The 23,785-nt window shown below is 39.8% G+C and carries 25 protein-coding genes; all 25 read left to right on the plus strand.

The features are described 5' to 3' along the window. Positions 1 to 22: 22 nt before the first annotated feature. On the plus strand, positions 23 to 979 hold the full coding sequence (miaA, locus tag RBB56_RS00265; protein WP_306720385.1) for a tRNA (adenosine(37)-N6)-dimethylallyltransferase MiaA: 957 nt from the start codon (positions 23 to 25) through the stop codon (positions 977 to 979). Further along, complete coding sequence (locus tag RBB56_RS00270; protein ID WP_306720386.1) at positions 972 to 2,267, plus strand: methionine gamma-lyase family protein; 1,296 nt, start codon at positions 972 to 974, stop codon at positions 2,265 to 2,267. The genes miaA and RBB56_RS00270 overlap by 8 nt, the downstream gene beginning before the upstream one ends. A 134-nt stretch (positions 2,268 to 2,401) precedes the next feature. Next, positions 2,402 to 2,641, plus strand: coding sequence for a DUF4321 domain-containing protein (locus RBB56_RS00275; protein WP_306720387.1), 240 nt, complete (start codon positions 2,402 to 2,404; stop codon positions 2,639 to 2,641). Between the two features lie 64 nt (positions 2,642 to 2,705). Continuing rightward, on the plus strand, positions 2,706 to 3,407 hold the full coding sequence (gene radC, locus RBB56_RS00280) for a RadC family protein (RefSeq protein WP_306720388.1): 702 nt from the start codon (positions 2,706 to 2,708) through the stop codon (positions 3,405 to 3,407). Positions 3,408 to 3,423: 16 nt separating this feature from the next. Then, positions 3,424 to 4,434, plus strand: coding sequence for a rod shape-determining protein (gene mreB / locus RBB56_RS00285; RefSeq protein ID WP_306720389.1), 1,011 nt, complete (start codon positions 3,424 to 3,426; stop codon positions 4,432 to 4,434). Next, the gene (mreC, locus tag RBB56_RS00290) at positions 4,431 to 5,297 is read left to right on the plus strand and encodes a rod shape-determining protein MreC (RefSeq protein ID WP_306720390.1); all 867 of its coding nucleotides are present in this window, start codon (positions 4,431 to 4,433) and stop codon (positions 5,295 to 5,297) included. Before mreB ends, mreC begins: the two co-directional genes overlap by 4 nt. A gap of 54 nt (positions 5,298 to 5,351) precedes the next feature. Beyond that, positions 5,352 to 5,870 carry a rod shape-determining protein MreD gene (mreD, locus tag RBB56_RS00295; protein WP_306720391.1) on the plus strand — a complete coding sequence of 173 codons (519 nt, stop codon included), beginning with the start codon at positions 5,352 to 5,354 and terminating at the stop codon, positions 5,868 to 5,870. A gap of 58 nt (positions 5,871 to 5,928) precedes the next feature. Beyond that, positions 5,929 to 8,745 carry a penicillin-binding transpeptidase domain-containing protein gene (locus RBB56_RS00300; RefSeq protein ID WP_306720392.1) on the plus strand — a complete coding sequence of 939 codons (2,817 nt, stop codon included), beginning with the start codon at positions 5,929 to 5,931 and terminating at the stop codon, positions 8,743 to 8,745. A gap of 20 nt (positions 8,746 to 8,765) precedes the next feature. Continuing rightward, entirely contained in the window at positions 8,766 to 9,446 is a 681-nt protein-coding gene (locus RBB56_RS00305; RefSeq protein ID WP_306720393.1) for a septum site-determining protein MinC, read from the plus strand. A gap of 60 nt (positions 9,447 to 9,506) precedes the next feature. Continuing rightward, a complete protein-coding gene (minD, locus tag RBB56_RS00310) occupies positions 9,507 to 10,298 on the plus strand; it encodes a septum site-determining protein MinD (protein WP_306720394.1) in 792 nt (263 codons plus the stop codon). Positions 10,299 to 10,310: 12 nt separating this feature from the next. Beyond that, a complete protein-coding gene (gene minE, locus RBB56_RS00315) occupies positions 10,311 to 10,574 on the plus strand; it encodes a cell division topological specificity factor MinE (protein ID WP_306720395.1) in 264 nt (87 codons plus the stop codon). A 60-nt stretch (positions 10,575 to 10,634) separates the two neighbouring features. Beyond that, positions 10,635 to 11,744, plus strand: a complete 1,110-nt coding sequence (locus tag RBB56_RS00320) for an FtsW/RodA/SpoVE family cell cycle protein (RefSeq protein WP_306720396.1) — start codon at positions 10,635 to 10,637, stop codon at positions 11,742 to 11,744. 19 nt (positions 11,745 to 11,763) lie between these two features. After that, the gene (locus RBB56_RS00325) at positions 11,764 to 12,159 is read left to right on the plus strand and encodes a methylglyoxal synthase (RefSeq protein WP_306720397.1); all 396 of its coding nucleotides are present in this window, start codon (positions 11,764 to 11,766) and stop codon (positions 12,157 to 12,159) included. Continuing rightward, entirely contained in the window at positions 12,143 to 13,126 is a 984-nt protein-coding gene (locus RBB56_RS00330) for a D-alanyl-D-alanine carboxypeptidase family protein (RefSeq protein ID WP_306720398.1), read from the plus strand. The genes RBB56_RS00325 and RBB56_RS00330 overlap by 17 nt, the downstream gene beginning before the upstream one ends. Before the next feature lie 90 nt (positions 13,127 to 13,216). Further along, positions 13,217 to 13,636 (plus strand): twitching motility protein PilT, encoded by a 420-nt coding sequence (locus RBB56_RS00335; RefSeq protein WP_306720399.1) that lies wholly within the window; start codon positions 13,217 to 13,219, stop codon positions 13,634 to 13,636. Positions 13,637 to 13,755: 119 nt separating this feature from the next. Continuing rightward, positions 13,756 to 15,153: an HlyD family efflux transporter periplasmic adaptor subunit gene (locus RBB56_RS00340; protein ID WP_306720400.1), complete on the plus strand. Its 1,398-nt coding sequence runs from the start codon at positions 13,756 to 13,758 to the stop codon at positions 15,151 to 15,153. Continuing rightward, positions 15,146 to 15,850 (plus strand): YggS family pyridoxal phosphate-dependent enzyme, encoded by a 705-nt coding sequence (locus RBB56_RS00345; protein WP_306720401.1) that lies wholly within the window; start codon positions 15,146 to 15,148, stop codon positions 15,848 to 15,850. The genes RBB56_RS00340 and RBB56_RS00345 overlap by 8 nt, the downstream gene beginning before the upstream one ends. 14 nt (positions 15,851 to 15,864) lie before the next feature. Next, positions 15,865 to 16,359: a cell division protein SepF gene (locus RBB56_RS00350; RefSeq protein WP_306720402.1), complete on the plus strand. Its 495-nt coding sequence runs from the start codon at positions 15,865 to 15,867 to the stop codon at positions 16,357 to 16,359. A gap of 68 nt (positions 16,360 to 16,427) precedes the next feature. Beyond that, positions 16,428 to 17,537, plus strand: a complete 1,110-nt coding sequence (gene aroB / locus RBB56_RS00355; RefSeq protein ID WP_306720403.1) for a 3-dehydroquinate synthase — start codon at positions 16,428 to 16,430, stop codon at positions 17,535 to 17,537. Positions 17,538 to 17,557: 20 nt separating this feature from the next. After that, on the plus strand, positions 17,558 to 18,085 hold the full coding sequence (gene lspA / locus RBB56_RS00360) for a signal peptidase II (protein WP_306720404.1): 528 nt from the start codon (positions 17,558 to 17,560) through the stop codon (positions 18,083 to 18,085). After that, a complete protein-coding gene (locus RBB56_RS00365) occupies positions 18,086 to 19,009 on the plus strand; it encodes an RluA family pseudouridine synthase (RefSeq protein ID WP_306720405.1) in 924 nt (307 codons plus the stop codon). It abuts the gene before it with no gap. Positions 19,010 to 19,206: 197 nt separating this feature from the next. Then, positions 19,207 to 19,842: a cytidylate kinase-like family protein gene (locus RBB56_RS00370; RefSeq protein WP_306720406.1), complete on the plus strand. Its 636-nt coding sequence runs from the start codon at positions 19,207 to 19,209 to the stop codon at positions 19,840 to 19,842. A 316-nt stretch (positions 19,843 to 20,158) separates the two neighbouring features. Beyond that, positions 20,159 to 20,923 carry a DUF2087 domain-containing protein gene (locus tag RBB56_RS00375; protein ID WP_306720407.1) on the plus strand — a complete coding sequence of 255 codons (765 nt, stop codon included), beginning with the start codon at positions 20,159 to 20,161 and terminating at the stop codon, positions 20,921 to 20,923. A 61-nt stretch (positions 20,924 to 20,984) separates the two neighbouring features. Then, a complete protein-coding gene (locus RBB56_RS00380; protein WP_306722053.1) occupies positions 20,985 to 21,548 on the plus strand; it encodes a TetR-like C-terminal domain-containing protein in 564 nt (187 codons plus the stop codon). Between the two features lie 182 nt (positions 21,549 to 21,730). Further along, entirely contained in the window at positions 21,731 to 23,704 is a 1,974-nt protein-coding gene (locus RBB56_RS00385) for an oleate hydratase (protein ID WP_306720408.1), read from the plus strand. The last annotated feature ends 81 nt before the right edge of the window (positions 23,705 to 23,785 follow it).

Genomic DNA, 23,785 nt, shown 5'->3' on the forward strand with positions numbered 1-23,785 from the left:
AGAAGATAAAGGACAATAGCGTATGAAGAAGACAAATAAACCTCTTATTATTTTAACAGGTCCCACGGCAGTGGGGAAGAGCGCATTATCCATTCAGTTGGCGAAAGAAGTGGGCGGGGAGATTATCTCCGCCGATTCCATGCAAGTATATCGCCATATGGATATCGGTTCTGCGAAAATACGACCGGAGGAAATGGGAGGCATCCCTCATCATATGGTAAATATCCTGGAGCCGAAAGAAGAATTCAATGTGGTTCTTTTTCAGAAGATTGCAAAAGAGTGTATGGAGGGAATCTATCAAAAGGGTAGGGTTCCTATTATCGTAGGAGGAACCGGGTTTTATATCCAATCCATTCTTTATGATATTGATTTTACAAAAAATGAAGAAAATACAGCTTATAGGCAGAGATTAGAGGAGCTTGTAAGGACAAAAGGAAATGGAGTGCTCCATCAGATGCTGGAAGAAGTGGATAAGGCTGCCGCTGATGCCATTCATGAAAACAATGTGAAGCGGGTGATACGAGCGCTGGAATTTCACATGCTCACCGGTCATAAGATATCGGAACACAACGAATTGCAGCGTGAAAAGATTTCTGCATACTGTTCCTGTTATTTCGTGTTAAATGATAGAAGGGATTTGCTTTATGAGAGAATCGATAAGCGGGTAGACCTTATGATGCAGGAAGGCTTGGTCGATGAAGTGAAAAGACTGCAAGAGATGGGATGCAATAAAAATATGGTATCTATGCAAGGACTTGGCTATAAGGAGATATTAAGTGCCTTGGAAGGAGAGATATCTCTGGAAGAAGCGGTATATTTGATCAAAAGAGATACCAGGCATTTTGCTAAGCGGCAGCTTACTTGGTTTCGCAGAGAAAAAGATGTGATATGGATGAACAAGGATGAATTTTCCTATGATGAAAGAGCCATTTTGGATGCAATGATGAAAAAATATGAGGAGATAATTAACAATGTCTGAAACGATGGAGATGTATGAAGCTCTTGGAATATCGAAGGTTGTGTATTCCTATGGGGAAAAGATATGGAAGGAACTGATACAGCGTTTTGAGGAAGTGGATAGAATAGCTGAATATAATCAGCTTAAAGTCGTTAAAGCGATGCAGGAAGCAAAGGTGAGTGAAGCCTGTCTGCTCGGTACTACGGGCTATGGATATAACGATATGGGACGGGATACTCTGGAAACGATCTACGCTCATATTTTTCATACGGAAGATGCTCTGGTACGTCCTCAGATTACATGCGGCACTCATGCATTGGCCTTGGCTCTTCTTAGCAATCTAAGGCCCGGAGATGAACTTCTTTCTCCGGTAGGAAAGCCCTATGATACTTTAGAAGAGGTAATAGGTATCCGCCCGTCCAGAGGTTCTTTGGCGGAATATGGCATTACCTATAGACAGGTGGATTTGCTTTCCGACGGAGAATTTGATTATGAGGGAATCCGAAAGGCTATTCATGATAAGACGAAGTTAGTTACTATTCAGCGCTCCAAAGGATATCAGACAAGGCCCACGCTGTCGGTGAAGAGAATCGGAGAGCTGATTTCCTTTATTAAAGATATCAGGCCGGATATTATATGCATGGTGGACAACTGTTATGGAGAGTTCGTGGAGACGATAGAACCTTCGGATGTAGGTGCGGATATGGTGGTAGGTTCTTTGATTAAGAATCCGGGCGGCGGTCTGGCTCCTACAGGAGGATATATTGCCGGAAAAAGGGAATGTGTAGAAAACGCTTCGTGCCGCCTCACATCTCCCGGACTATCTAAAGAAGTAGGCGCTTCTCTGGGAATATTACCGTCCTTTTATCAAGGACTTTTTCTCGCACCTACGGTAACAGCAAGTGCTCTGAAGGGAGCTGTCTTTGCGGCCAATTTATATGAGCGCTTTGGCTTTGATGTGGTGCCGGGGGGTGCACAATCCCGGCATGATATTATACAAGCGGTGACGTTTGGAACGCCTGAAGGTGTAATTTCTTTTTGTAAAGGAATTCAGGCAGCGGCTCCGGTGGATAGCTTTGTTACGCCGGAACCATGGGATATGCCCGGTTATGACAGCCAAGTTATTATGGCAGCCGGGGCTTTCGTCTCCGGTTCCTCTATCGAACTATCGGCAGACGGACCGATTAAGCCGCCTTTTGCCGTATATTTTCAGGGCGGTTTGACATGGCCGCATGCGAAGTTCGGTATTCTGAAAACGGTACAGCAGCTTCTGGATGACGGTGTAATCTCCATGGATAATTTAAAGTGAATTTTGTCGTTTTTACTAAAGAAATCTGATTATTTAAAGAAAAGTTAAGAAAAAAATATTGGAATTTTATGTACATAAAATGCGATGTGTGATATTATGAATGGTAGTTATGCTATTATTTATGGAGGCTTTGTATGCGTAAGAAAAATAACTGGACTTGTCTTTTGTTAATCCTTGCCGGTATTGTTCTCGGTGGATTTGTCGGAAGCCTTTTTCCTAATTCGTGGGTGAATTTTGGACAGACCTTCGGGTTGACCAGCCCGGTTATCTTGGACCTCGGTATTTTGAGCATTACCTTTGCTCTGACCATTAAGATAACGATAGCGAGCATTATCGGTATTTTTGCAGGTATTGTTATTTTCCGTTTTATATAGGCAATGCTTCTCTTATAATAATCTTTTCCTTTTGCCCGGAGAGCGCTTGGGAAAGAAGTGTAAAATGAATAGTAAAAGTCTGATCCAGACATCATCCAACAATGCAGAGCTGCCTTATGAGAAATTCTTAAGACGGGGAGCGGGAGCATTAACAGAGGCGGAACTTCTTGCCATTATCATTCGCACAGGTACTGTGGAAAGTTCTCCGGTGGAACTGGGAGAAGAGATACTTGGACTTGCTTCTGTGAAAGAAAACGGACTTAACGGTCTTCATAACGTGACAGTTAAGGAGTTGATGAGTATTAAGGGAATCGGAGAGGTGAAGGCGGTAAAAATCAAATGCCTTGCTGAGCTTTCTATGCGTATGGCTATGGCCAGAGCCGGGGAAAAGCTGCAATTTCTTAATCCATCTTCGGTGGCAGGTTATTACATGGAGAAGCTTAGGCATGAGAAGAAAGAAAGAGTAATGCTTCTTCTTTTGGATAATCGTTCCTGCCTTTTGGAAGAATGTCTTTTGTCTATAGGTACAGTGAATACCTCATTGCTTTCACCGAGAGAAGTATTTGTGACAGCGCTGAAAGCGGAGGCTGTTTATATCATGCTTCTTCACAATCACCCGAGTGGAGACCCAGCTCCAAGCAAGCAGGATATGATGATTACGGACAAGATAAAAAGGATAGGCAGTATGATCGATATCGAGCTTCTCGATCATATCATTATCGGAGATAACAAATATATGAGCTTTAAAGAAGCTGGTTTACTATAGAAAGGGGTTCGTCACTTTGGGAAACAATTCATTCGGTATTGACTTGGGAACAAGCAATATCAAAATCTACAGTAAGAACGATGACAATGTTATAACAGAAAAGAATATGATTGCCATCGAAAATAAAAACACACTTTTTGCTTATGGAAATTCCGCTTTTGAAATGTACGAAAAGGCACCTGCAAATATTCATATTTCTTATCCGCTGAGCAATGGTGTAATTGCCGATATTAAGAATATGCAGACATTGATAAAATATTTTATCGGTGACTTAGTAAAGGGGAATTTAAAGCCTTCCGATTACTATATTGCGGTACCTACCGATGTAACCGAGGTGGAAAAAAGAGCTTTTTATGATTTGATTAAAGATGCCAATGTGAAATCCAGAAAGATTATGGTGGTGGAAAAAGCCGTAGCCGATGGACTTGGCATGGATATCGATGTGAAGAATTCACAAGGTGTTCTCGTTGTAAATGTAGGTTATGATACGACAGAAATTTCTATCCTTTCCTTAGGCGGTATTGTGCTCAGTCGATTGATCAAGGTGGGCGGACAGAAGTTTGACGATGCTATTCGTGCGGCAGTGCGCCGTGAATTCAGCCTGATTATCGGTGGGAAAACAGCAGAGAATGTAAAGATTGCTTTACGTGACTTAGACAAGGAACAAAAAGATGCGATTGTATATGGAAGAGATATCGTGACTGGTCTTCCGGTAGAACGGGCTATTCCTACTGCTTTAGTGGATGAATCTTTAAAAGAAAACTTCAATACAATTATTGATAACATAAAAGTTATTTTGGAGAGAACTCCTCCGGAACTTGCAGCAGATATATACAAGCATGGAATTTATTTAACAGGAGGTGCTTCACAAGTGAATCATCTGGCAGAGCTGATGAGCAACGGTACGGGGCTCAAGGTACAAGTTTCTGAGAATCCGATGACGAGCGTAGCGCTGGGACTTTCCAAAATTATTAAAGAAGATAATTATAAATCAGTAGCATATGCGATTGAAGGAATGAGCAAATGAGTCCAATAATAAAGAAAAGAGGAGAGAAGTTTACATTACCAAGTAAATATCTCCTTTTTATTTTAACAATTCTTTGTGCAGGCAGTATTATCCTCACATTTAATACGAATATTTTCAGCGGCCCGCTAAATACTGCGGTAGGTTATGTTATTGTACCCTTCGAACGGGGGATCAGTTCCGCGGGAAAATGGTTGTCCAGCCGCTCAGAAGAATTAGCGCAGATTAGAGATCTTCTGAGGGAAAATAAGGAACTGAAGGCTCAAATCGATGAGCTTACTATCGACAATACAACGCTGCAGCAGGATAGGTATGAGCTTACTAATTTAAGAGAGCTTTATAAGCTCGATGCTCAGTATGAAGGCTATGAGAAAGTTGGGGCCAGAATTATCGCAAGGGATGCGGGTAATTGGTTTCATTCCTTTGTCATCGATAAGGGAGAAGCGGATGGCATTCAGGTGGATATGAATGTAATAGCCGGAAGCGGCCTGGTAGGACGTGTCGTAGATGTGGGTCCTAATTGGGCTAAAGTCTCCTCTATTATTGCGGATAATTCCAATGTCAGCGGTCAAATATTGGCGACGGCAGATAACCTTATCGTATCCGGTGATTTAGAGCTATATGCTGCCGGTGTCATTCGATTCGAACAGCTTGTGGATAGCGCAGATAAAGTGGTGGAGGGAGATAAAATCGTCACTTCCAATATTAGCGACAAATACCTCCCTAATATCTTAATCGGTTATATCAGTACCCTGACGATTGATTCCAATAATATTACGAAGTCGGGACTGCTGACTCCCGCCGTAGATTTCGAGCATTTGAAAGAGGTACTTGTAATTCTTGAACAGAAGCAGACACTGGAGTGATTTTATAATCATTTGGGAAAAAGATTTAATTAGTTGGGAAAGGAGGCATGCATAATGAAGCGCGTAGTCGTTGTGACATTTTTAATATTTATATGTTTTCTCTTGCAGTGTACGGTGTTTCAGGCCCTTGCATTCGGAGGAATTGTTCCTAATTTGCTCATTGTGCTCACTGCGTCCTTCGGATTTATGAGAGGGGAAAGGAGCGGCCTTCTTATTGGTTTTTTGAGCGGTCTTTTTATCGATATATTTTTTGGTGATGTTATTGGGTTTTATGCACTTCTTTACATGTATATAGGATATACCAACGGCAAGTTCAACCGAATTTTTTATCCTGAGGATATCAAGCTTCCCATTGTGCTCATTATCGGCAGCGATTTGTTTTATGGTCTGGTATGCTACCTCCTGCTCTTTTTGATGCGTGCCAGGTTCAATATTGTCCATTACTTCAGGCACATTATTCTTCCTGAAATTGTTTACACCATTGTTATTACGATTTTTCTGTATCCCATTATACTTTGGATTAACCGTAAACTAGAAAATAGCGAGAAAAGGGGTGCAAAGAAATTTGTTTAAGCGTTTCAAATATCTAAAAGAAAACTTTTTTAATACGGTAAATATACGTTTGCTCATATTGACTATAGTATTTATTGCACTCGGTGCCATTATGATATACCGGGTTTTTCTTCTGCAGATTGTAAATGGAGAAACCTATCTGAATGATTTTCGTTTAAAAACAACAAAAACGAGAACCCTTGCCAGTACGAGAGGAAATATTTATGATAGGAACGGTAATTATCTTGCTTATAATGAGCTGGCTTATAATGTAACCTTAGAGGATGTCTATGAATCGGGCAGAAGTAAGAATGCAAATCTTAATGAGACAATTTACAGGCTGATTCAGATGATTGAACAAAATGGGGATAGTATTGTGAGTGATTTCAATATTATTCTCGATAGTGACGGCAATTATGCCTTTGCGGTAGAGGATAGGCAGCTTAAGCGCTTTTTGGCCGATATTTATGGATATACAACTATTGATGAATTGATGGACAAGGGATATAAGTATGCTACCAAGACGGCAGATGAAGTCGTGAACGACCTATGTGCCACGGATCGTTTCGGCATCGGAACATATGAAGAACCGGGTAACAGCAAATCTTTCGTTGCACAAAAAGGGTATACGAAGGAGGAAATTATAAAGATTTTGACCATTCGCTATGCGTTAAGCACGAATAGCTTCCAGAAATATATTGCGACTACAGTAGCCTATAACGTGAGTCAGGAAACGGTGGCTGTTGTAATGGAAAATGCGAGTACATTAAATGGTGTGGATGTGGCAGAGGATACGGTGCGCCGATATGTAGACAGCGTCTATTTTTCGCAGATTATCGGTTATACCGGTAAGGTGTCCCAAGAGGAGCTTATTAGTTTACAGGCAGAAGATGGCAAATATGATCTGAACGATACGGTGGGTAAATCAGGGATTGAATATTCCATGGAACAGCAGCTTCAGGGGACGAAAGGTTCTGAGGACGTTGTTGTCGATAATATGGGGAAGGTAATTGAGACGAGTAACCGTATCGAACCGACTGCGGGCAATGACTTACATCTTACGATCGATAAAGACCTACAAGAGGCTGTTTATAATATTTTGGAATCTAAGCTGGCCAGTATTCTCCTTACGAAAATACGAAATATTAAAGAGTATACCCCGGGAGAAAACTCCGGAAGCAGCGATATTTTAATACCGATAGATGACGTTTATTTCTCCCTGCTCAACAATAATATTATAGATATGAGTGATTTTACAAAGCCCGGTGCAGGAGAAAATGAAAAGGCAGTATATGAAAGCTTCCTTAGCAAGAAGGAACTTGTAGTGGAAGAATTAAAAACGGAACTTAACGAGAAAAAAACTCCATATAGTTCTCTGCCGGTAGAGTATCAGGTATATGAAAGTTATATTACATCAATGCTTTATGCGAATGCTGTCATTATGGAAGAAGAAATCGATAAGTCAGACGCCACCTATATTGCATGGACGACGGATGAAGTAATCAGTCTTCATGAATATTTAAATTATATTATTTCTAAAAACTGGATTGATGTAACGAAGCTTGATCTTTCTAGTCAATATTCGAATTCAGATGAAATATATGCTCACTTATTAGAATACATTTTTGCAAATATCGATAATAATTCAGCATTTAATAAAAAGATATATAAATATATGATAAGAAATAACGATATATCCGGAAGGCAAATTTGCAGTATCTTGTTAGAGCAAGAGCTTGTAGAATTGGAGGAAGAAGAGCAGGAACGTTTCCAATCAGGGGTGATTTCCCCTTATGATTTTATGCTGGAGCGCATAAAACGTATGGATATTACGCCGGCCCAGCTTGCACTTGACCCTCATTCAGCGTCCTTAGTTATAACGGACGTCAATAATGGAGAAGTACTTGCTCTCGTTTCTTATCCGGGCTATGATAATAACCGGATGGCTAACGGAGTGGATGCCGATTATTTTTCATCGCTGTTAAATGACTTATCCACACCGATGATTAATTATGCAACCTATCAGAAAACTGCTCCCGGTTCTACCTTTAAGATGGTAACGGCAACCGCAGGTCTTATGGAGGGTGCCATTAATCCATCGAGTACTATCGTGTGTACCGGAACCTTCGATAAGATAGATCCTCCTCCCCATTGCTGGATATGGCCGAGAGGAAGTCATGGCTCTTTGAATGTATCGGGAGGTATACAGCATTCCTGCAATAACTTTTTTTATGAAGTAGGATACAGGCTCGGAACCTTAGGTGATCGATATGTTCCGGATATCGGGCTCCAAAAACTGACACAATATGCGGATATGTATGGATTGACGGAAGCATCCGGAGTGGAAATAGAAGAATCTTTACCGCAGGTTTCCGATGAAGATGCGGTTCGCTCTTCGATTGGACAAGGTACGAATAACTTTACAACTGTCGGACTTGCGCGATACGTTACAACAGTCGCGAACAGCGGAACGTGCTATAATTTAACATTATTAGATAAATTGACCGACCATAACAAGAATGTTTTGGAAGATTATTCAGCAGAAGTGAGAAATACGATTGATATGGATGCTTCTTATTGGGATAGCATTCATTCCGGCATGCGCAAAGTAGTGGAAGGCAAAGCTTACTACAATGATCTTAGTGTAAACGTTGCCGGAAAGACGGGTACCGCTCAGGAAAGCAAGAGCCGCCCGAATCATGCTCTCTTCATTGGCTATGCTCCTTATGAGAATCCGGAAATTGCAATTGCAGCCAGAGTGGCTAATGGCTATACTTCCGATTATACGGCCCAGATAGTAAAGGACGTTATCAAGTATTATTATAATCTGGCGGATGAAGAGGACTTAACAGGTGCTGCCCAGGCGCTTACCGGAGGCAGCATCAATACAGATTAATCGTAGAATGGAGATTTATAATGAAAAATGCTGTAATCATCAAAAGCTTTCAAAACGGGATTTCCGTATATCTGGACCCGTTACTTCCTTTTGAGGAATTATTAGAGGAGGTAGCCTTTAAGTTCAAGGAGTCCAGCCGTTTTTTCAAAAATGCGAAAATGGCAATTTCTTTGGATGGCAGGTCTTTGACGGAAGATGAAGAGCGCCGGGTTTTGGATGCGATAAGCATGAATTCAGACCTTCATATTGTATGCCTTGTAGGCAAAGATGAGGAGACGAATCAAAATTATTTGAAAGCGCTTCAGCAACTGGACTATGGCGATCTCGAACAGGAGAATGAAGGACATTTTTATCGTGGAACTTTAAGAAATGGGCAGATTTTAGAAACGGAATCAAGCATCGTAGTGTTAGGCGATGTTTACCCCGGAAGTTCCATTATTTCCACAAAAGATATCGTGATTCTGGGAGGGCTGTTTGGAAAGGCTTATGCCGGAGCAAATGGAGAGGAAGGTCATTTCGTTGTTGCACTTGAAATGTCGCCGGAGAAATTAAAAATTGGCGATTTCAAATATAAAAATAGCGATAGACAAATTAAATGGCCAATCAAACCAAAAGTACAACCGAAGATTGCTTATGTAAAAAACGACAGAGTTGTGATGGAACCCATTACTAAAGAATTACTGAGCGGCCTGGCATTATAAAATACATATACGCGCCAGGAGGACTCAGGGGACGAAATTATTCATTTTTGGAGGATAACTATGAGTGAAGTAATTGTCGTCACATCAGGAAAAGGCGGGGTAGGCAAGACCACTACCTCAGCAAATGTGGGTACAGGTCTGGCTGCGATGGGTAAAAAAGTAGTCCTTATCGATACAGATATCGGACTGAGGAATCTTGATGTTGTTATGGGACTTGAGAATCGGATTGTCTATAATCTGGTAGATGTTATTGAAGGAAAGTGTAGGGTAAAGCAAGCTCTTATCAGGGACAAGCGTCATCAGAGTCTCTATCTGATGCCCTCTGCACAGACGAGGGACAAATCTTCCGTAACGCCCCAGCAGATGATAAAGATGATTCACCAATTGAAGGAACAGTTCGACTACGTCATTTTGGATTGCCCGGCAGGAATTGAACAAGGCTTTCAAAATGCCATTGCAGGTGCCGACAGAGCGCTCGTCGTAACGACGCCGGAAGTGTCGGCGATTCGAGATGCTGACCGTATTATCGGTCTGCTGGAGGCTAATGAATTCAAACAAATCGACTTAATTATTAACCGGATGCGCTATGACATGGTGAAAAGGGGAGATATGATGAGTGCCGCAGACGTGGTGGACATCCTATCCATACCCTTAATCGGTATTGTACCAGACGATGAAAACGTAGTGATAGCAACCAATCAGGGAGAACCTCTTGTTGGAAATGATACAATGGCCGGACGAGCTTACCAGAATATCTGCGAGCGTGTGCTCGGCAAAGAAATCCCTTTCATTGATTTTGAAAAGACGGTTTCTTTCTGGACAAGAGTAACAGGTATATTCCATAAAAATTAAGGAGGTTTTTAAATGGGATTCGCGACATTTTTTAAAAGAAAGAGTTCCCGGGAAATAGCTAAAGACAGGCTGAAGATTTTATTGATATCCGACCGGGTAAATTGTTCTCCGGAAATGATGGAGATGATTAAGACGGATATTGCCAAAGTGATTTCAAAATATATGAAAATAGATGCAAAAAGCATGGAAATACAAATTACAAAGACCGGAACAAAGGGACGAGGCAAGATGCCGTCTCTGTATGCCAGCATTCCGATTATCGATGTAAATAAATAATTAAGGATTATTTTATCAACAGAAAGAAAAAACCGGGTATCCGGATTGGAGGGAAAATCTATGCTAAAACAATATAGAATACGGGATTATGACTTTAAACTTGTTCTTTTAGTGATTTCCCTTACTGTAATCGGCATTTTTGCGGTGGGCAGTGCAAAGGAGTCTATGCAAAAAACGCAAATTGCCGGTTTTATTCTCGGCTTATTTTTGATGCTTGTACTCTCACTTTTTGATTACTCTGTGTTATTAAAGCTAAATTGGTTGTTTTATATCGGCAATTTTGTTCTTCTGGCGTTAGTTGCGGTAATGGGAGAGACCAAGAATGGAGCCCAGCGCTGGATCGAATTGTTCGGAATTGAATTCCAACCGTCGGAAACTGCGAAAATCTTATTGATTCTGTTTTACGCACAGTTTATAATGAAACATAAGGAACGGCTCAACACATTTAAAAATATCGGCATATGTTGTATACTTATATTGCCGCCGCTCGCTTTTATCTTCAAACAGCCCAATCTATCGACAACGATCGTACTGGCAGTTGTTTTTTGTGTCATAATGTTTGTAGGTGGATTGCATTGGAAGATTGTATCCAGTGTGTTGGCGGTCATTGTTCCGGTATTTGTAATTACGCTGACCATAATCTTGCAGCCCGACCAATCACTAATACGTGGTTATCAGCAGACTCGTATTTTAGCCTGGCTGCATCCGGAAGAATATGCTACGACAGAGGCTTATCAACAGTTGAATTCCATCATGGCAATCGGCTCAGGGCAATTGGAGGGGAAGGGCTATAAGACGAATGTCATCAGTTCTGTGAAGAATGGTAATTTTATTTCAGAACCGCAGACAGACTTCATTTTTGCAGTTATTGGAGAAGAATTCGGCTTTGTCGGAACATGTACGGTAATTATTTTAGTGATTTTAATTACATTGGAATGCCTTTTAGTGGCACGAAGGGCCAAGGATCTTGCCGGTTCCATCATAGCTGCCGGAATGGCAGGTTTAATTGGATTTCAGGGCTTTTTGAATATAGGGGTAACTACGGGACTTCTTCCGAATACGGGAGTAACGTTGCCATTTGTAAGTTACGGTCTGACTTCACTTCTTAGCCTGTATATTGGAATCGGTTTTGTTTTAAACGTTGGCTTACAATGTAAAAGTAAATATTAACATAAGAGAGGGTATAACTATGAACATTGCACTGATTGCACATGATGCAAAAAAGAAGCTGATGCAGAACTTCTGTATCGCTTACAAGGGAATATTGAGCAAAAATGAGCTTTTTGCTACAGGAACGACAGGACGTTTAATCGAAGAAGTGACTAACTTAAATGTGCACAAATATCTTGCCGGACATCTGGGGGGGGAACAGCAGATAGGTGCGCAGATCGAACACAATGAAATGGATCTCGTTATCTTTCTTCGCGACCCATTAACACCGAAGTCACATGAGCCAGATGTTAACAATGTAGTACGTTTATGCGATGTGCATAACATTCCTTTGGCAACCAATCTCGCTTCGGCGGAACTTCTGATAAAATCCCTGGACAGAGGAGACTTAGAGTGGCGTGAGATGTATAAATAATAAAATTCTTCGTATGAATATAGGTATGGGAGCGATATGTGCCCTTCTTACGGGGTGTGGCAGCACGCCTTATAGCATGGCATATTCTCCCGATTATCCGGTTAGCAGCTACCGCATCTTTGATTTGGAAGAGAATGCGGATGTTGCCATACCTTTTGCTACTGATTTATGTGTGGTAGACGGTACTATTACCGGAGATGCAGAGATTACCAATTCCAGTTCAGCCGCTCTTTTTTCTTTATCTTCTGATGAAACATTGTATGCGAAAAATGTGCATGAGAAGCTGGCGCCAGCCAGCCTTACCAAGGTGATGACAGCGCTCGTAGCGTTAAAGTACGGTTCTCCTGATGAAGTTCTGACAGCATCATCAAATGTTAAGATTACGGAATCAGGGGCTCAGATGGCAGGCATCAAGGAGGGAGATCAGATGACTTTAATACAAGCACTTCATCTTCTTCTTATTAATTCTGCCAACGATGCTGCCGTTATGGTGGCAGAAGGAATTGGCGGAAGTGTGGAAGGCTTCAGCGAACTGATGAATCAGGAGGCGAAAGTGATCGGTGCTACTAATAGTAATTTTGTGAATCCTCATGGACTTACAGCAGATAATCATTATGTAACGGCATATGATATGTACCTTATATTCAATGCGGCTTTAGGCTATGAGCTGTTCAATGAGATTATTTCCATGCCTACCTATACTACCGTTTATAAGGATAGGAATGGGAATGACAAAGAGATTTCCGTGAATACGACAAATCTCTATTTGCAGGGAGAGACGAATGCTCCCGATGCGATAACTGTAATCGGAGGTAAGACCGGTACGACTAATGCTGCAGGACACTGTTTAATATTGCTTTCCAGAGACTCTTCAAGCAAGCCGTATATTTCTGTAATTCTCCGCTCCGAAGGGAGAGATACTCTCTATGGGGATATGACCGAATTGTTAAGCGAAATAAAGAATTAACAGTTGTTTTTTAATATAATATAAACTATAATATAGCTAGGCCTATTTAAAGATTTTTATAGGCCGAATTTACTATAGGAGGGTTCACCAATGGTTCGATTAATAGTAGGTAATAAGGGAAAAGGCAAAACAAAACATTTACTTGATATGGTAAATGCCGAAGTGAAAACAGCATCAGGAAATATTACATATTTAGACAAAAGCACGAAGCATATGTATGAATTGAACAATAAGATTCGTTTAATTAATGCAATGGATTACATGATTACGAACAGCGATGAATTTGTTGGTTTTATCTGCGGTATTATCTCTCAGGATCACGATTTGCAGCAGATGTATTTTGACAGCTTTTTGAAAATAGCATGTCTGGAGGATCAAGAAGTCCTTCCTACGATTGAGAAATTGGAAAAAATTGGAGAATCGTTTGGCGTACATTTCGTTTTAAGTATTTCCATAGAGGAAAATGAATTACCGGAAAGTCTGAAATCGAAGGTTGTTGTAGCTCTTTAATTATAATTGTATTGAAATCAGGAAAAATTGTAACTAGTTACAAAGAATTTTAAAACAGGCCTCGGATACATTACCGGGGCTTTTCCTGTGGTATGCTGGAAGACTTGGGAGGATTGGAATTGGCGAATCAAACTTCTAATAAGATAACCAAATACAGAAAACCGTTAAATCTCAATATCGGAATGATTATTTTTGCCGTTATTTTCATTTATATTGTTATTTGTATCTTTATGTATATGACTTCTAAGCATATCATAGCTTATGAGGTGAAGGCGGGCTCTTTATCTACCAATAATATTTATAAAGCGGTAGCTCTTAGAGACGAGACCGTTATAACGGCTGAAGATGCCGGCTATATCAACTATTTTGCCAGAGAAGGGGGAAAGGTTGCAGCCGGGGACCTCGTATATGCCGTGGATGAATCCGGTAAACTTGCTGATTATATTCAGTCGGGCTCATCGGGCGAGAATTCCCTGTCTCAAACGGACCTTTCTGAACTAAAAACAGAAATCGTAGGATTTGCGAGCACCTTTGAGCCGAAGAATTTTTCGTCCACCTATGATTTCAAATATAATATGCAAGGTACTGTTTTAAAACTTGCTAATTATAATATTCTGGAAAGTATCGATGCTATTGATGCTTCCGGTCTTGCGGGGCTGGTAAAGCAATGTATTTCGCCTATTTCAGGCATCGTTGTTTACTCCACAGATGGTTATGAGACATTGACGTTGGAACAGATGACCAAGGAACTGATTGCACCGAAGGACTATGAAAAGAATCAGTTAATCGGTAATGATTTGGTTGCGGTAGGCGATCCTGTTTATAAGCTGTCTACGAACGAAGACTGGTCTCTTGTTATCGAAGTGGATAAGGACAGGGAGATGGAACTTTTAGAAGCCGAATATGTGAAGGTACGCTTTTTGAAAAATCAGGAAACTTCCTGGGGCAAAGTAGATTCCTATACGAACGAAGCGGGAGATATTTTTGTAAAACTTACTTTTACCAACTCTATGATTACCTTCTGTACCGACCGATTTGTAGATATAGAGTTAATTTTAGCGGATGAACAAGGGCTAAAGATTCCTAATTCCTCCGTTGTGGAAAAGGAGTTCTTTATCGTTCCTAAACGCTTTATCACAAAGGGTGGTAACAGCAATGTGGATGGCGTATTGAGAGAAGCTTATACAGAGGATGGGACAGCGACGACGGAATTTATTGAGACTACTATTTATAATGAGGAAGACGATGAATACTATGTGGATGATGCTACACTCCGAATCGGCGATTATCTCGTTCTTCCTGAAGGGATGGAGAAATACGCCATAAGTAAGCGTGGAAGCTTAATTGGTGTGTATAACATTAATAAAGGATATGCAGATTTCAAACAGATTAATATCTTGTACAGCAATGATGAATATTCCATCGTACAATCCAATACAGCATATGGATTAAATGTGTACGACTACATTGTTTTGGATGCAGGATCGGTTAGCGAGGATGAGTTAATCTATGAGTAAAAAAGAGATACATGATAACTTAATGATAGTTGAAAAGAAGATACAGATAGCTTGCCGGAAGGCAGAACGTGCACCTGAGGAAGTACAACTGATTGCAGTAAGTAAAACGATGCCGGTATCTGTGCTCTTAGAGGCATATGAATGTGGATGCCGGCACTTTGGCGAAAATAAAGTACAGGAGCTTGTGGAAAAATATGAGCAGATGCCAAAGGATATTAAGTGGCATATGATAGGTCATCTCCAGAGAAATAAAGTGAAGTATATTATCGACAAGGTCGCTCTTATCCATAGCGTGGATTCCTTAAAATTAGCGGAGGAAATTAGTAAAGAAGCAGTGAAGAAAAATGTCATCGCCCATATCCTTATTGAAGTAAATATCGCTCAGGAAGAGACAAAGTTCGGGGTGGCAAAAGATGAGGCTGCAGCCCTAATTGAAAGCATTGCAAAGCTGCCGTCGATTAAGGTCGAAGGGTTGATGACGATAGCTCCATATGTTGAAAATCCTGAGGAAAACAGGCGATACTTTGCCGGCTTACGGCAATTATCTGTTGACATAATGGAAAAAAACAATGATAATGTTAATATGAATGTTTTATCAATGGGTATGACGGGCGATTATGAGGTCGCAGTTGAGGAAGGGGCAACTTATGCCCGTGTGGGGACAGGCATATTTGGTAGCAGGCATTATAATGGTTAAGGAGATTTTTAATAATGGGAGTAATGGATAAGTTTCTAAATTATATGAAATTAAATGATGAAGATGAAGATTATTATGATGAAGATTACTATGATGATACAGAAGAAGCCCCGAAAAAAGTGATGATGCAGAAGGAAGAGCCTATCCCTATAGAGGATGCGACTACGAAAAAGACTGCTCCTAAGATTACACCAATGGCGAGACAGCCTCGCAAGTTAGGGGGAGCTGGCATGGAAGTATGTGTTATTAAACCGACAACGGTAGAGGATGCGAGAGAAATTACGGAAACTTTGCTTGCCAATCGGACAGTGGTTCTTAATTTGGAAGGATTGGATGTGGATATTGCACAACGGATTATCGATTTTACTTCCGGTTCCTGTTTTGCAATGAGCGGAAATCTTCAGAAGATATCCCATTACATATTTATCATTACCCCGGCAAGTGTTGATATTTCCGGTGATTTTCAGGAACTTTTATCAGGAGCATTCGATGTTCCTATCAATAAGTAAAGTAAAGACTTCCCTGACAACGAGGGAAGTTTTTATATAAAGAACATAACTATTCGGAGGATGCGACTATGGCGCAAAGAATGACCATTAATTATGAGAAAAAACCTTGTTATGATATTGTATTTTCACAGAGCTTCGAAGAACTTGGCTGTGAATTGGAAGATCTAGGAATTAAGGAACGCCGTCTTTGTATTGTTACAGACTCTTCTGTAGAAGCATTATATGCGCAGAGCGTTTTCGAAATCATAAAGGATAAGTGTAAGAAGGCAGTTATTTTCTCTTTTCCTTCCGGCGAACAGAGTAAAACCTTAGATACTGCAAGGAAGGTCTATACTTTTCTTATTGAAGAAGGTTTTGACAGAGGTGATTTACTTATTGCGCTCGGAGGCGGGGTGGTTGGAGATTTAACAGGATTCGCAGCGGCTACTTATTTAAGAGGAATTGACTTTATACAGATACCTACGACCTTATTGTCACAGGCTGACAGCAGCATTGGCGGAAAGACCGGGGTTGACTTCGATGGCTTTAAGAATATGGTAGGAGCTTTTCATATGCCTAAGCTAGTGTATATGAATGTTTCCTCTTTAAAAACTTTGGAAGAAAGGCAGTATTTTTCCGGATTTGCAGAAATTATGAAGCATGGCTTGATTCGTGATCATATTTTCTATGAATGGCTGCTTGAAAATATGTATGAAATATGTGAAAGAGAGCCTTCCGTATTAGAAGAAATGGTGATGAGAAGTAGTTCAATTAAAAAGATGATCGTAGAAAAGGACCCGATGGAAAAAGGGGATAGAGCCTTGTTAAACTTGGGCCATACGATTGGACATGCGATAGAAAAGGCGAAGAATTTCGAACTGTATCATGGAGAATGCGTGGCGCTCGGCTGCGTGGCCGCCGCCTTCATTTCTTGGAAACATGAACTTCTTACGATGGAAGAATATTATGAGATTCGCGATATGTTCGTCCCTTTCAATCTTCCTATTTCAGTAGAGGATATCGATGCCCGGGAAATTGCAGCACTTACGAAAACGGATAAGAAAATGGATGCCGGAAAGCTCAAGTTTATACTGCTTAAGAAGGTGGGAAAAGCGATAGTGGATACGAGTGTGACAGAGGAAGATATTATAAATGCGGTAAGAGAGATTGTTTTCACCGAAGATGATATGAAGGAGTAGATAGAAAGGACAATTATCGAATGGGGCAGGGAAAAAAGATGTTGGCTGCGTTTGATTTACTTTTTCTTGCCATTTTGATTGTAGTGGATCAAGTAAGCAAGTATTTTGCAGTTTTGAAATTAAAAGATGGGACGGTATTTCAGGCCATAGATGGCGTTTTAGAGTTTCGTTATTTGGAGAATAAAGGGGCTGCATTTGGGCTTTTGCAGAATCAAAAAGCATTATTTTTATTTGTGGGCATTATTTTTCTGTGTGCTATCTGTTACGTGTTGTATCAGTCTCCTTATGGAAGAAAGTATACGGTGCTTCACATTCTTCTCGTGACCATTGCAGGAGGCGCCATTGGAAATATGATAGACCGTATTCGATTAGACTATGTAGTAGATTTCATTTATTTTTCCTATATTAATTTTCCTATCTTTAATGTTGCCGATATGTATGTAACGACGGCGTCCATTATCCTTTGTATATTATTTTTATTTTATTATAAGGAAGAGGACTTAAGTTTTCTCAATTTCAAACAGAATAAGTATAGGGAATCGAAATAGATGGATAAGGATACCAGACAGTTTTGCTTTCGAGTAACAGAAGAAATGGAAGATGAGAGAATCGATAAGTGTTTAAGTATGCTTATGGATTCTTTGTCACGTTCTTATATACAGAAATTATTAAAAGACGGACAAGTTACCGTAAATCGTACCGTAGTGAAGGCGAATTATCGGGTGAAGGCCGATGATGAAATATATCTCGAACTGCCCTCTGCGGAGGAACCCGATATTTTACCGGAAGATATTCCGCTTGAGATTCTGTATGAGGATGAAGATGTACTTGTTGTCAATAAGCCGAAAAATATGGTAGTCCATCCGGCGGCAGGGCATCACAGCCATACACTTGTGAATGCGGTTATGTTTCATTGCCGGGGAGAATTATCCGGTATTAACGGTATTATGCGTCCCGGCATTGTCCATAGAATCGATAAGGATACCACAGGCTCTGTTATTATTTGTAAGAACGATTATTCCCATAATCATATTGCAGCTCAATTAAAGGAACATTCCGTAATACGAAAGTACCATGCAATATGTTATGGTACTTTCGCAGAAGATGAAGGCAGTATTAATGCTCCTATTGGAAGGCATCCGGTAGACCGTAAAAAGATGGCAATCAATGAAAAGAATGGGAAGCATGCGGTGACACATTATCGGGTGCTTGAGCGCTTCAAAGGATATAGCTATATCGAATGTATTCTGGAAACAGGTAGAACCCATCAGATTCGCGTTCATATGGCGAGTATAGGTCATCCTCTTCTCGGCGATGAAGTCTATGCCGAAGGCAGGAAATCTCCGTTTAAATTAGAGGGACAATGTCTGCATGCGAAGATGCTCGGCTTTATACATCCGCGTAGTCTGTCATATATTGAAACGGATGCTCCCTTACCTGATTATTTCCGGCATCTTCTTCATATTTTATAAATGTAATAGTGAGGACGCCAAAATGTAGTTTTATTGCATCTTGTGTGCATTTTTGTTGCTGGACATAGCGGAGTTGTGAACAGTAACATATTTTATTGAATTATAATGATTATTTATGTATAATATATATAAAAGGTGATTGAGAAGATCTATGAAGTATTTAATTTTTCGGTCACAGGAATGAGAGGAGAATTGGTATGGATACAATTATTACAATAGCGAGGCAATTTGGCTCTGCAGGAAGAGAGATAGGAGAACATGTGGCGAAGCAGTTCGGCATTCCGTGCTATGACAAACAGCTTCTTACAAGGGCAGCTCAGGAAAGCGGTTTTTGTGAGGAGATGATACAGACGCACGATGAGAGGCCTACAAACTCCTTTCTTTATAATCTGGTAATGGATACCTATTCGTTCGGTTATAACGCATCCTCATTTGTAGATATGCCTATCAGCCATAAAGTATTTCTTGCCCAGTTTAATACAATTAAGAAGATAGCGGATGAAGGTCCTTGTGTTATAGTCGGACGCTGTGCGGACTATGCACTTAGCGATTATAAAAATTGCGTTAATCTGTTTATTTATGGTGATGAAGATGTCAAGGTGAAGCGCATTATGAACAAGTATGATTTAACGGAAGCAAAGGCGAAAGATATGATAGTTAAGAAAGATAAACAGCGCCAAAGCTATTACAATTATTACTCCTCGAAGAAATGGGGACGCGCCGATAGTTACGATTTATGTATTAATAGCAGTGTTTTAGGCCTTGAGGGTACTGCCGACTTAATCGTTCAATTTGTTAAAAGCCTCGAAAATAACAGAGCTGCCGGGAAATAAATTCTCAAAATAAAATGCATATGACAATTTTAGCCCATGGGTTTTCTGAGCCTGTGGGCTTTTTAATTCTATAGGAAACACCTTGTTACATTAAAGTATAAACTTTTATATCTTAATGTAACAAAGCCTGGCATTTATAGAAAAAACAAAAAATAATAGATTATATTTAAATGTGATTGCTGATATGTAGTCAATTATTAATAATGTTTGCAATTATATGGACAATAAATAAAATGTGGTATATAATGTAGATTAAGAAAATCAAAATATTGCATAAAATATTGCGAATAATAAGGAAAAGAGAGAGGGCTAACATATGAACGAGAAACATAATTTGTGGGATTTTACAGTGGAAGAACTTGTAGTTGGATATAGAGAAGGGAAAGAATCCTATTTATGTACCGTATGTGGTGAAGAATTTAAGAAAGGTCTTATATTTCAAAGGGAAGGGGTACTATACGATGCGTTTGGATCGGTTACCGATCATCATGAAAAGGAACACGGAATTACCGTCGATTATATTTTGGATATGGAACCCTCGGTCTGTGGAATCACGCAGATACAGAGGCAAATATTAAAGCTGATGTCGGAAGGCATGAACGATAAAGAAATTGCACAGAACATCGGAATTGCATTGTCTACGGTTAGAAATCACCGATTTAAGTTAAGGGAGAAGGAAAAGCAGGCAAAGGTATTCTTAGCTCTCATGAACTCTCTGGAAGAGAAAACGAACCGATCCATCAATCAGGCGGATACCGGTATGATAGAAGAACTTCATGCTGCCGCAACGATGGTGGATGATAGATATAATATTACCGCCGAGGAAAGAGAAAAAACACTCAAAACTTATATGGATGAAGCGGGGGCGATAAAGCAATTCCCTGCAAAGGAAAAAAAGAAAATCATTTTATTAAGAGAAATTACGAAGAATTTTAAGCCGGAACAAGAATATAGTGAAATCGAAGTGAATAGAATTCTGGAAAGAATTTATGAGGATTTTCCCACGATACGCAGAGCGTTAATCGAATATGGTTTTTTGGACAGATCCCTTGACTGTAGTGTATACAGGGTGAGAATATGATATCAATCTATTAACTGGCAGGCAATAAATCAAACAGATATTGGCAGAAAGGAAGGGAATTATGTCAAATTCTACAAAAGCAGATTTAGAAGAATCCTTGAAAAAACTATTACTGAAAAAGCCATTTGACAAGATTACTATTAATGATCTAACGAGTGATTGCAGAATTAGCAGAATGTCATTTTACTACCATTTTAAAGATATCTATGATCTGGTGGAATGGTGTTGCGTAGAAGATGGTAAAAGAGCATTGCAAGGAAAGAAAACGTATGATACCTGGCAGGAAGGATTGTTACAGATATTTGAAGCCGTTTTAGCCAATAAACCTTTTATTTTAAATGTTTATCATTCTGTGAGCAGAGAACAAATAGAAAGTTATTTATACCAGTTGACATATGGGCTTTTAGAAAATGTTGTTAAGGAACAGGCGCAAGATACATCGCTTCCTGAGGAAGACATGAAATTTATAGCGGAGTTTTATAAATATAGTTTTGTCGGAATCATGTTGGATTGGATTAAAAAAGGAATGAAGGAGGATCCGGATGTAATTGTTGATAAGGTGAGTATTATGCTTAATGGAAATATATCAAATTCCGTTCAAAATTTTATAGCAATGCGTTATTGATATGAGATAAATTCAATAAATTTTTATCAAAGTAGGCAGAATGATAAGTTTTTTTATCATTCTGCCTGTTTTGTAAATTGATAAGTGATAAAAAAGGACTTAATATAAATAAAAGTTGATTAGATAACTTTCAAAAAGCTGTAGATAATAACTTTAATGATTGATGAAAGGCAGGTTAATTTATGTCCAATATGAAGACAAAGGTAGGGTTGGCCACATTGGCGGCGGCCGGTGCAGGCGCGGCCACGCTGGTTGTAAAAAACAAGGAAAAGGGAAGTAATAAAAAAAAGAAAACCGCACAAGTTCCTGTAGATTCTAGCTACCGTAATACAGAGCGTGGTAAACATGAAAAGAACAGCAAAGGTATTTACTATACTAATGGTAATTATGAAGCATTTGCAACACCCAAAAAGCCGGATGGTGTAGATGAAAAAGAAGCATACATTGTCGGTAGCGGATTGGCTGCCCTTGCAACAGCTTGTTTTCTCGTTCGTGATGGGAAAATGCAAGGATCTCATATTCATATCCTCGAGGCAATGGATATTGCGGGTGGGGCATGTGATGGAATTGAAGACCCGACCAGAGGATATGTTATGAGAGGCGGCCGTGAAATGGAAAATCATTTCGAGTGCCTGTGGGATTTGTTTCGCAGCATTCCGTCCCTCGAAACTCCGGGAGTGTCTGTATTGGATGAATTTTATTGGTTAAACAAAGAAGATCCGAACTATTCCTTGTGCCGTGCCACAAAAAATCGAGGTATCGATGCACATACAGACGGAAAATTTAACTTAAGCCAAAAGGGGTGTATGGAAATCATGAAGCTTTTCATGACAAAAGATGAAGACTTATATGATAAAACCATAGAAGATGTATTTGATGAAGAAGTGTTTGACTCCAATTTCTGGCTTTATTGGAGGACGATGTTTGCTTTTGAAAACTGGCATAGTGCGTTGGAGATGAAACTGTATTTCCAAAGATTCATTCACCATATTGCGGGATTACCCGACTTTAGCGCATTAAAATTTACAAAATATAATCAATATGAATCACTAATTCTACCTATGCAGAAATATCTTGAAGAGGCAGGTGTTGATTTTGAATTTAATACAGAAGTCACTAATGTGATTTTTGAAATTTCGAAAGATAAGAAAGTTGCTAAAACAATTGAATGTAAAGTAAAGGGAGTAGAGAAGAAGGTTGTTCTTACAGAAAATGACTTAGTATTTGTTACTAACGGAAGCTGTACCGAAGATACTGTTTACGGAGACCAAAATCATGCGCCCAAAGGGGATGCGGAAGTAAGAACGAGCGGAAGTTGGAACTTATGGAAAAACATAGCAAGACAGGATCCTTCTTTTGGACATCCGGAAAAGTTTTGCTCGGATATCGAGAAGACAAATTGGGAATCAGCAACAATTACGACAGTAGATGATAAAATATTGCCTTATATAAGCAATATATGTAAGAGAGATCCTAAAAGCGGAAAAGTTGTAACCGGTGGTATTGTAAGCTGTATAGATTCTTCCTGGCTTCTAAGCTGGACCATTAACCGACAAGGACAGTTTAAAGGGCAAGATAAAGATAAAATATGTGTATGGGTATATGGGTTATTTACGGATGTTCCCGGAGATTATGTGAAAAAACAAATGAAGGACTGTACCGGGAAGGAAATAACAAAAGAATGGTTATACCACATAGGTGTCCCCGTTGATCAAATTGATGAGCTGGCCGAAAAGAGTGCTATTTCTGTTCCGACTATGATGCCTTATATTACCGCATTTTTCATGCCAAGAACCAAAGGAGACAGGCCGGATGTCATTCCGGAAGGCTGTGTTAATTTTGCTTTTCTTGGACAGTTTGCAGAAACCCCACGGGATACCGTGTTTACAACGGAGTATTCGGTAAGAACAGCAATGGAAGCAGTATATGGATTACTTGGCGTTGACAGAGGAGTTCCCGAAGTCTGGGGTAGTGTATACGATATCAGAGAGTTACTCGATAGCAGCGTTAAATTGATGGATGGAAAATCTCCATTGGAAATAGAATTACCGGGGCCGCTGAATGTATTGAAGAAACCGATCATTCATTTTATAAAAGGAACGGTCATTGAAAAAGTATTGAAAGATCACAATGTTTTAAAAAGTTATATGCTTTAAATATTCATTCGTGAAAATAAATGTGAACCTTCTAAATTATAAAATTTTATCAAACCCTCTCGGACGATTATGTTCGGGAGG

The sequence above is a fragment of the Kineothrix sp. MB12-C1 genome (genome assembly GCF_030863805.1).
Taxonomy (GTDB): domain Bacteria; phylum Bacillota; class Clostridia; order Lachnospirales; family Lachnospiraceae; genus Kineothrix.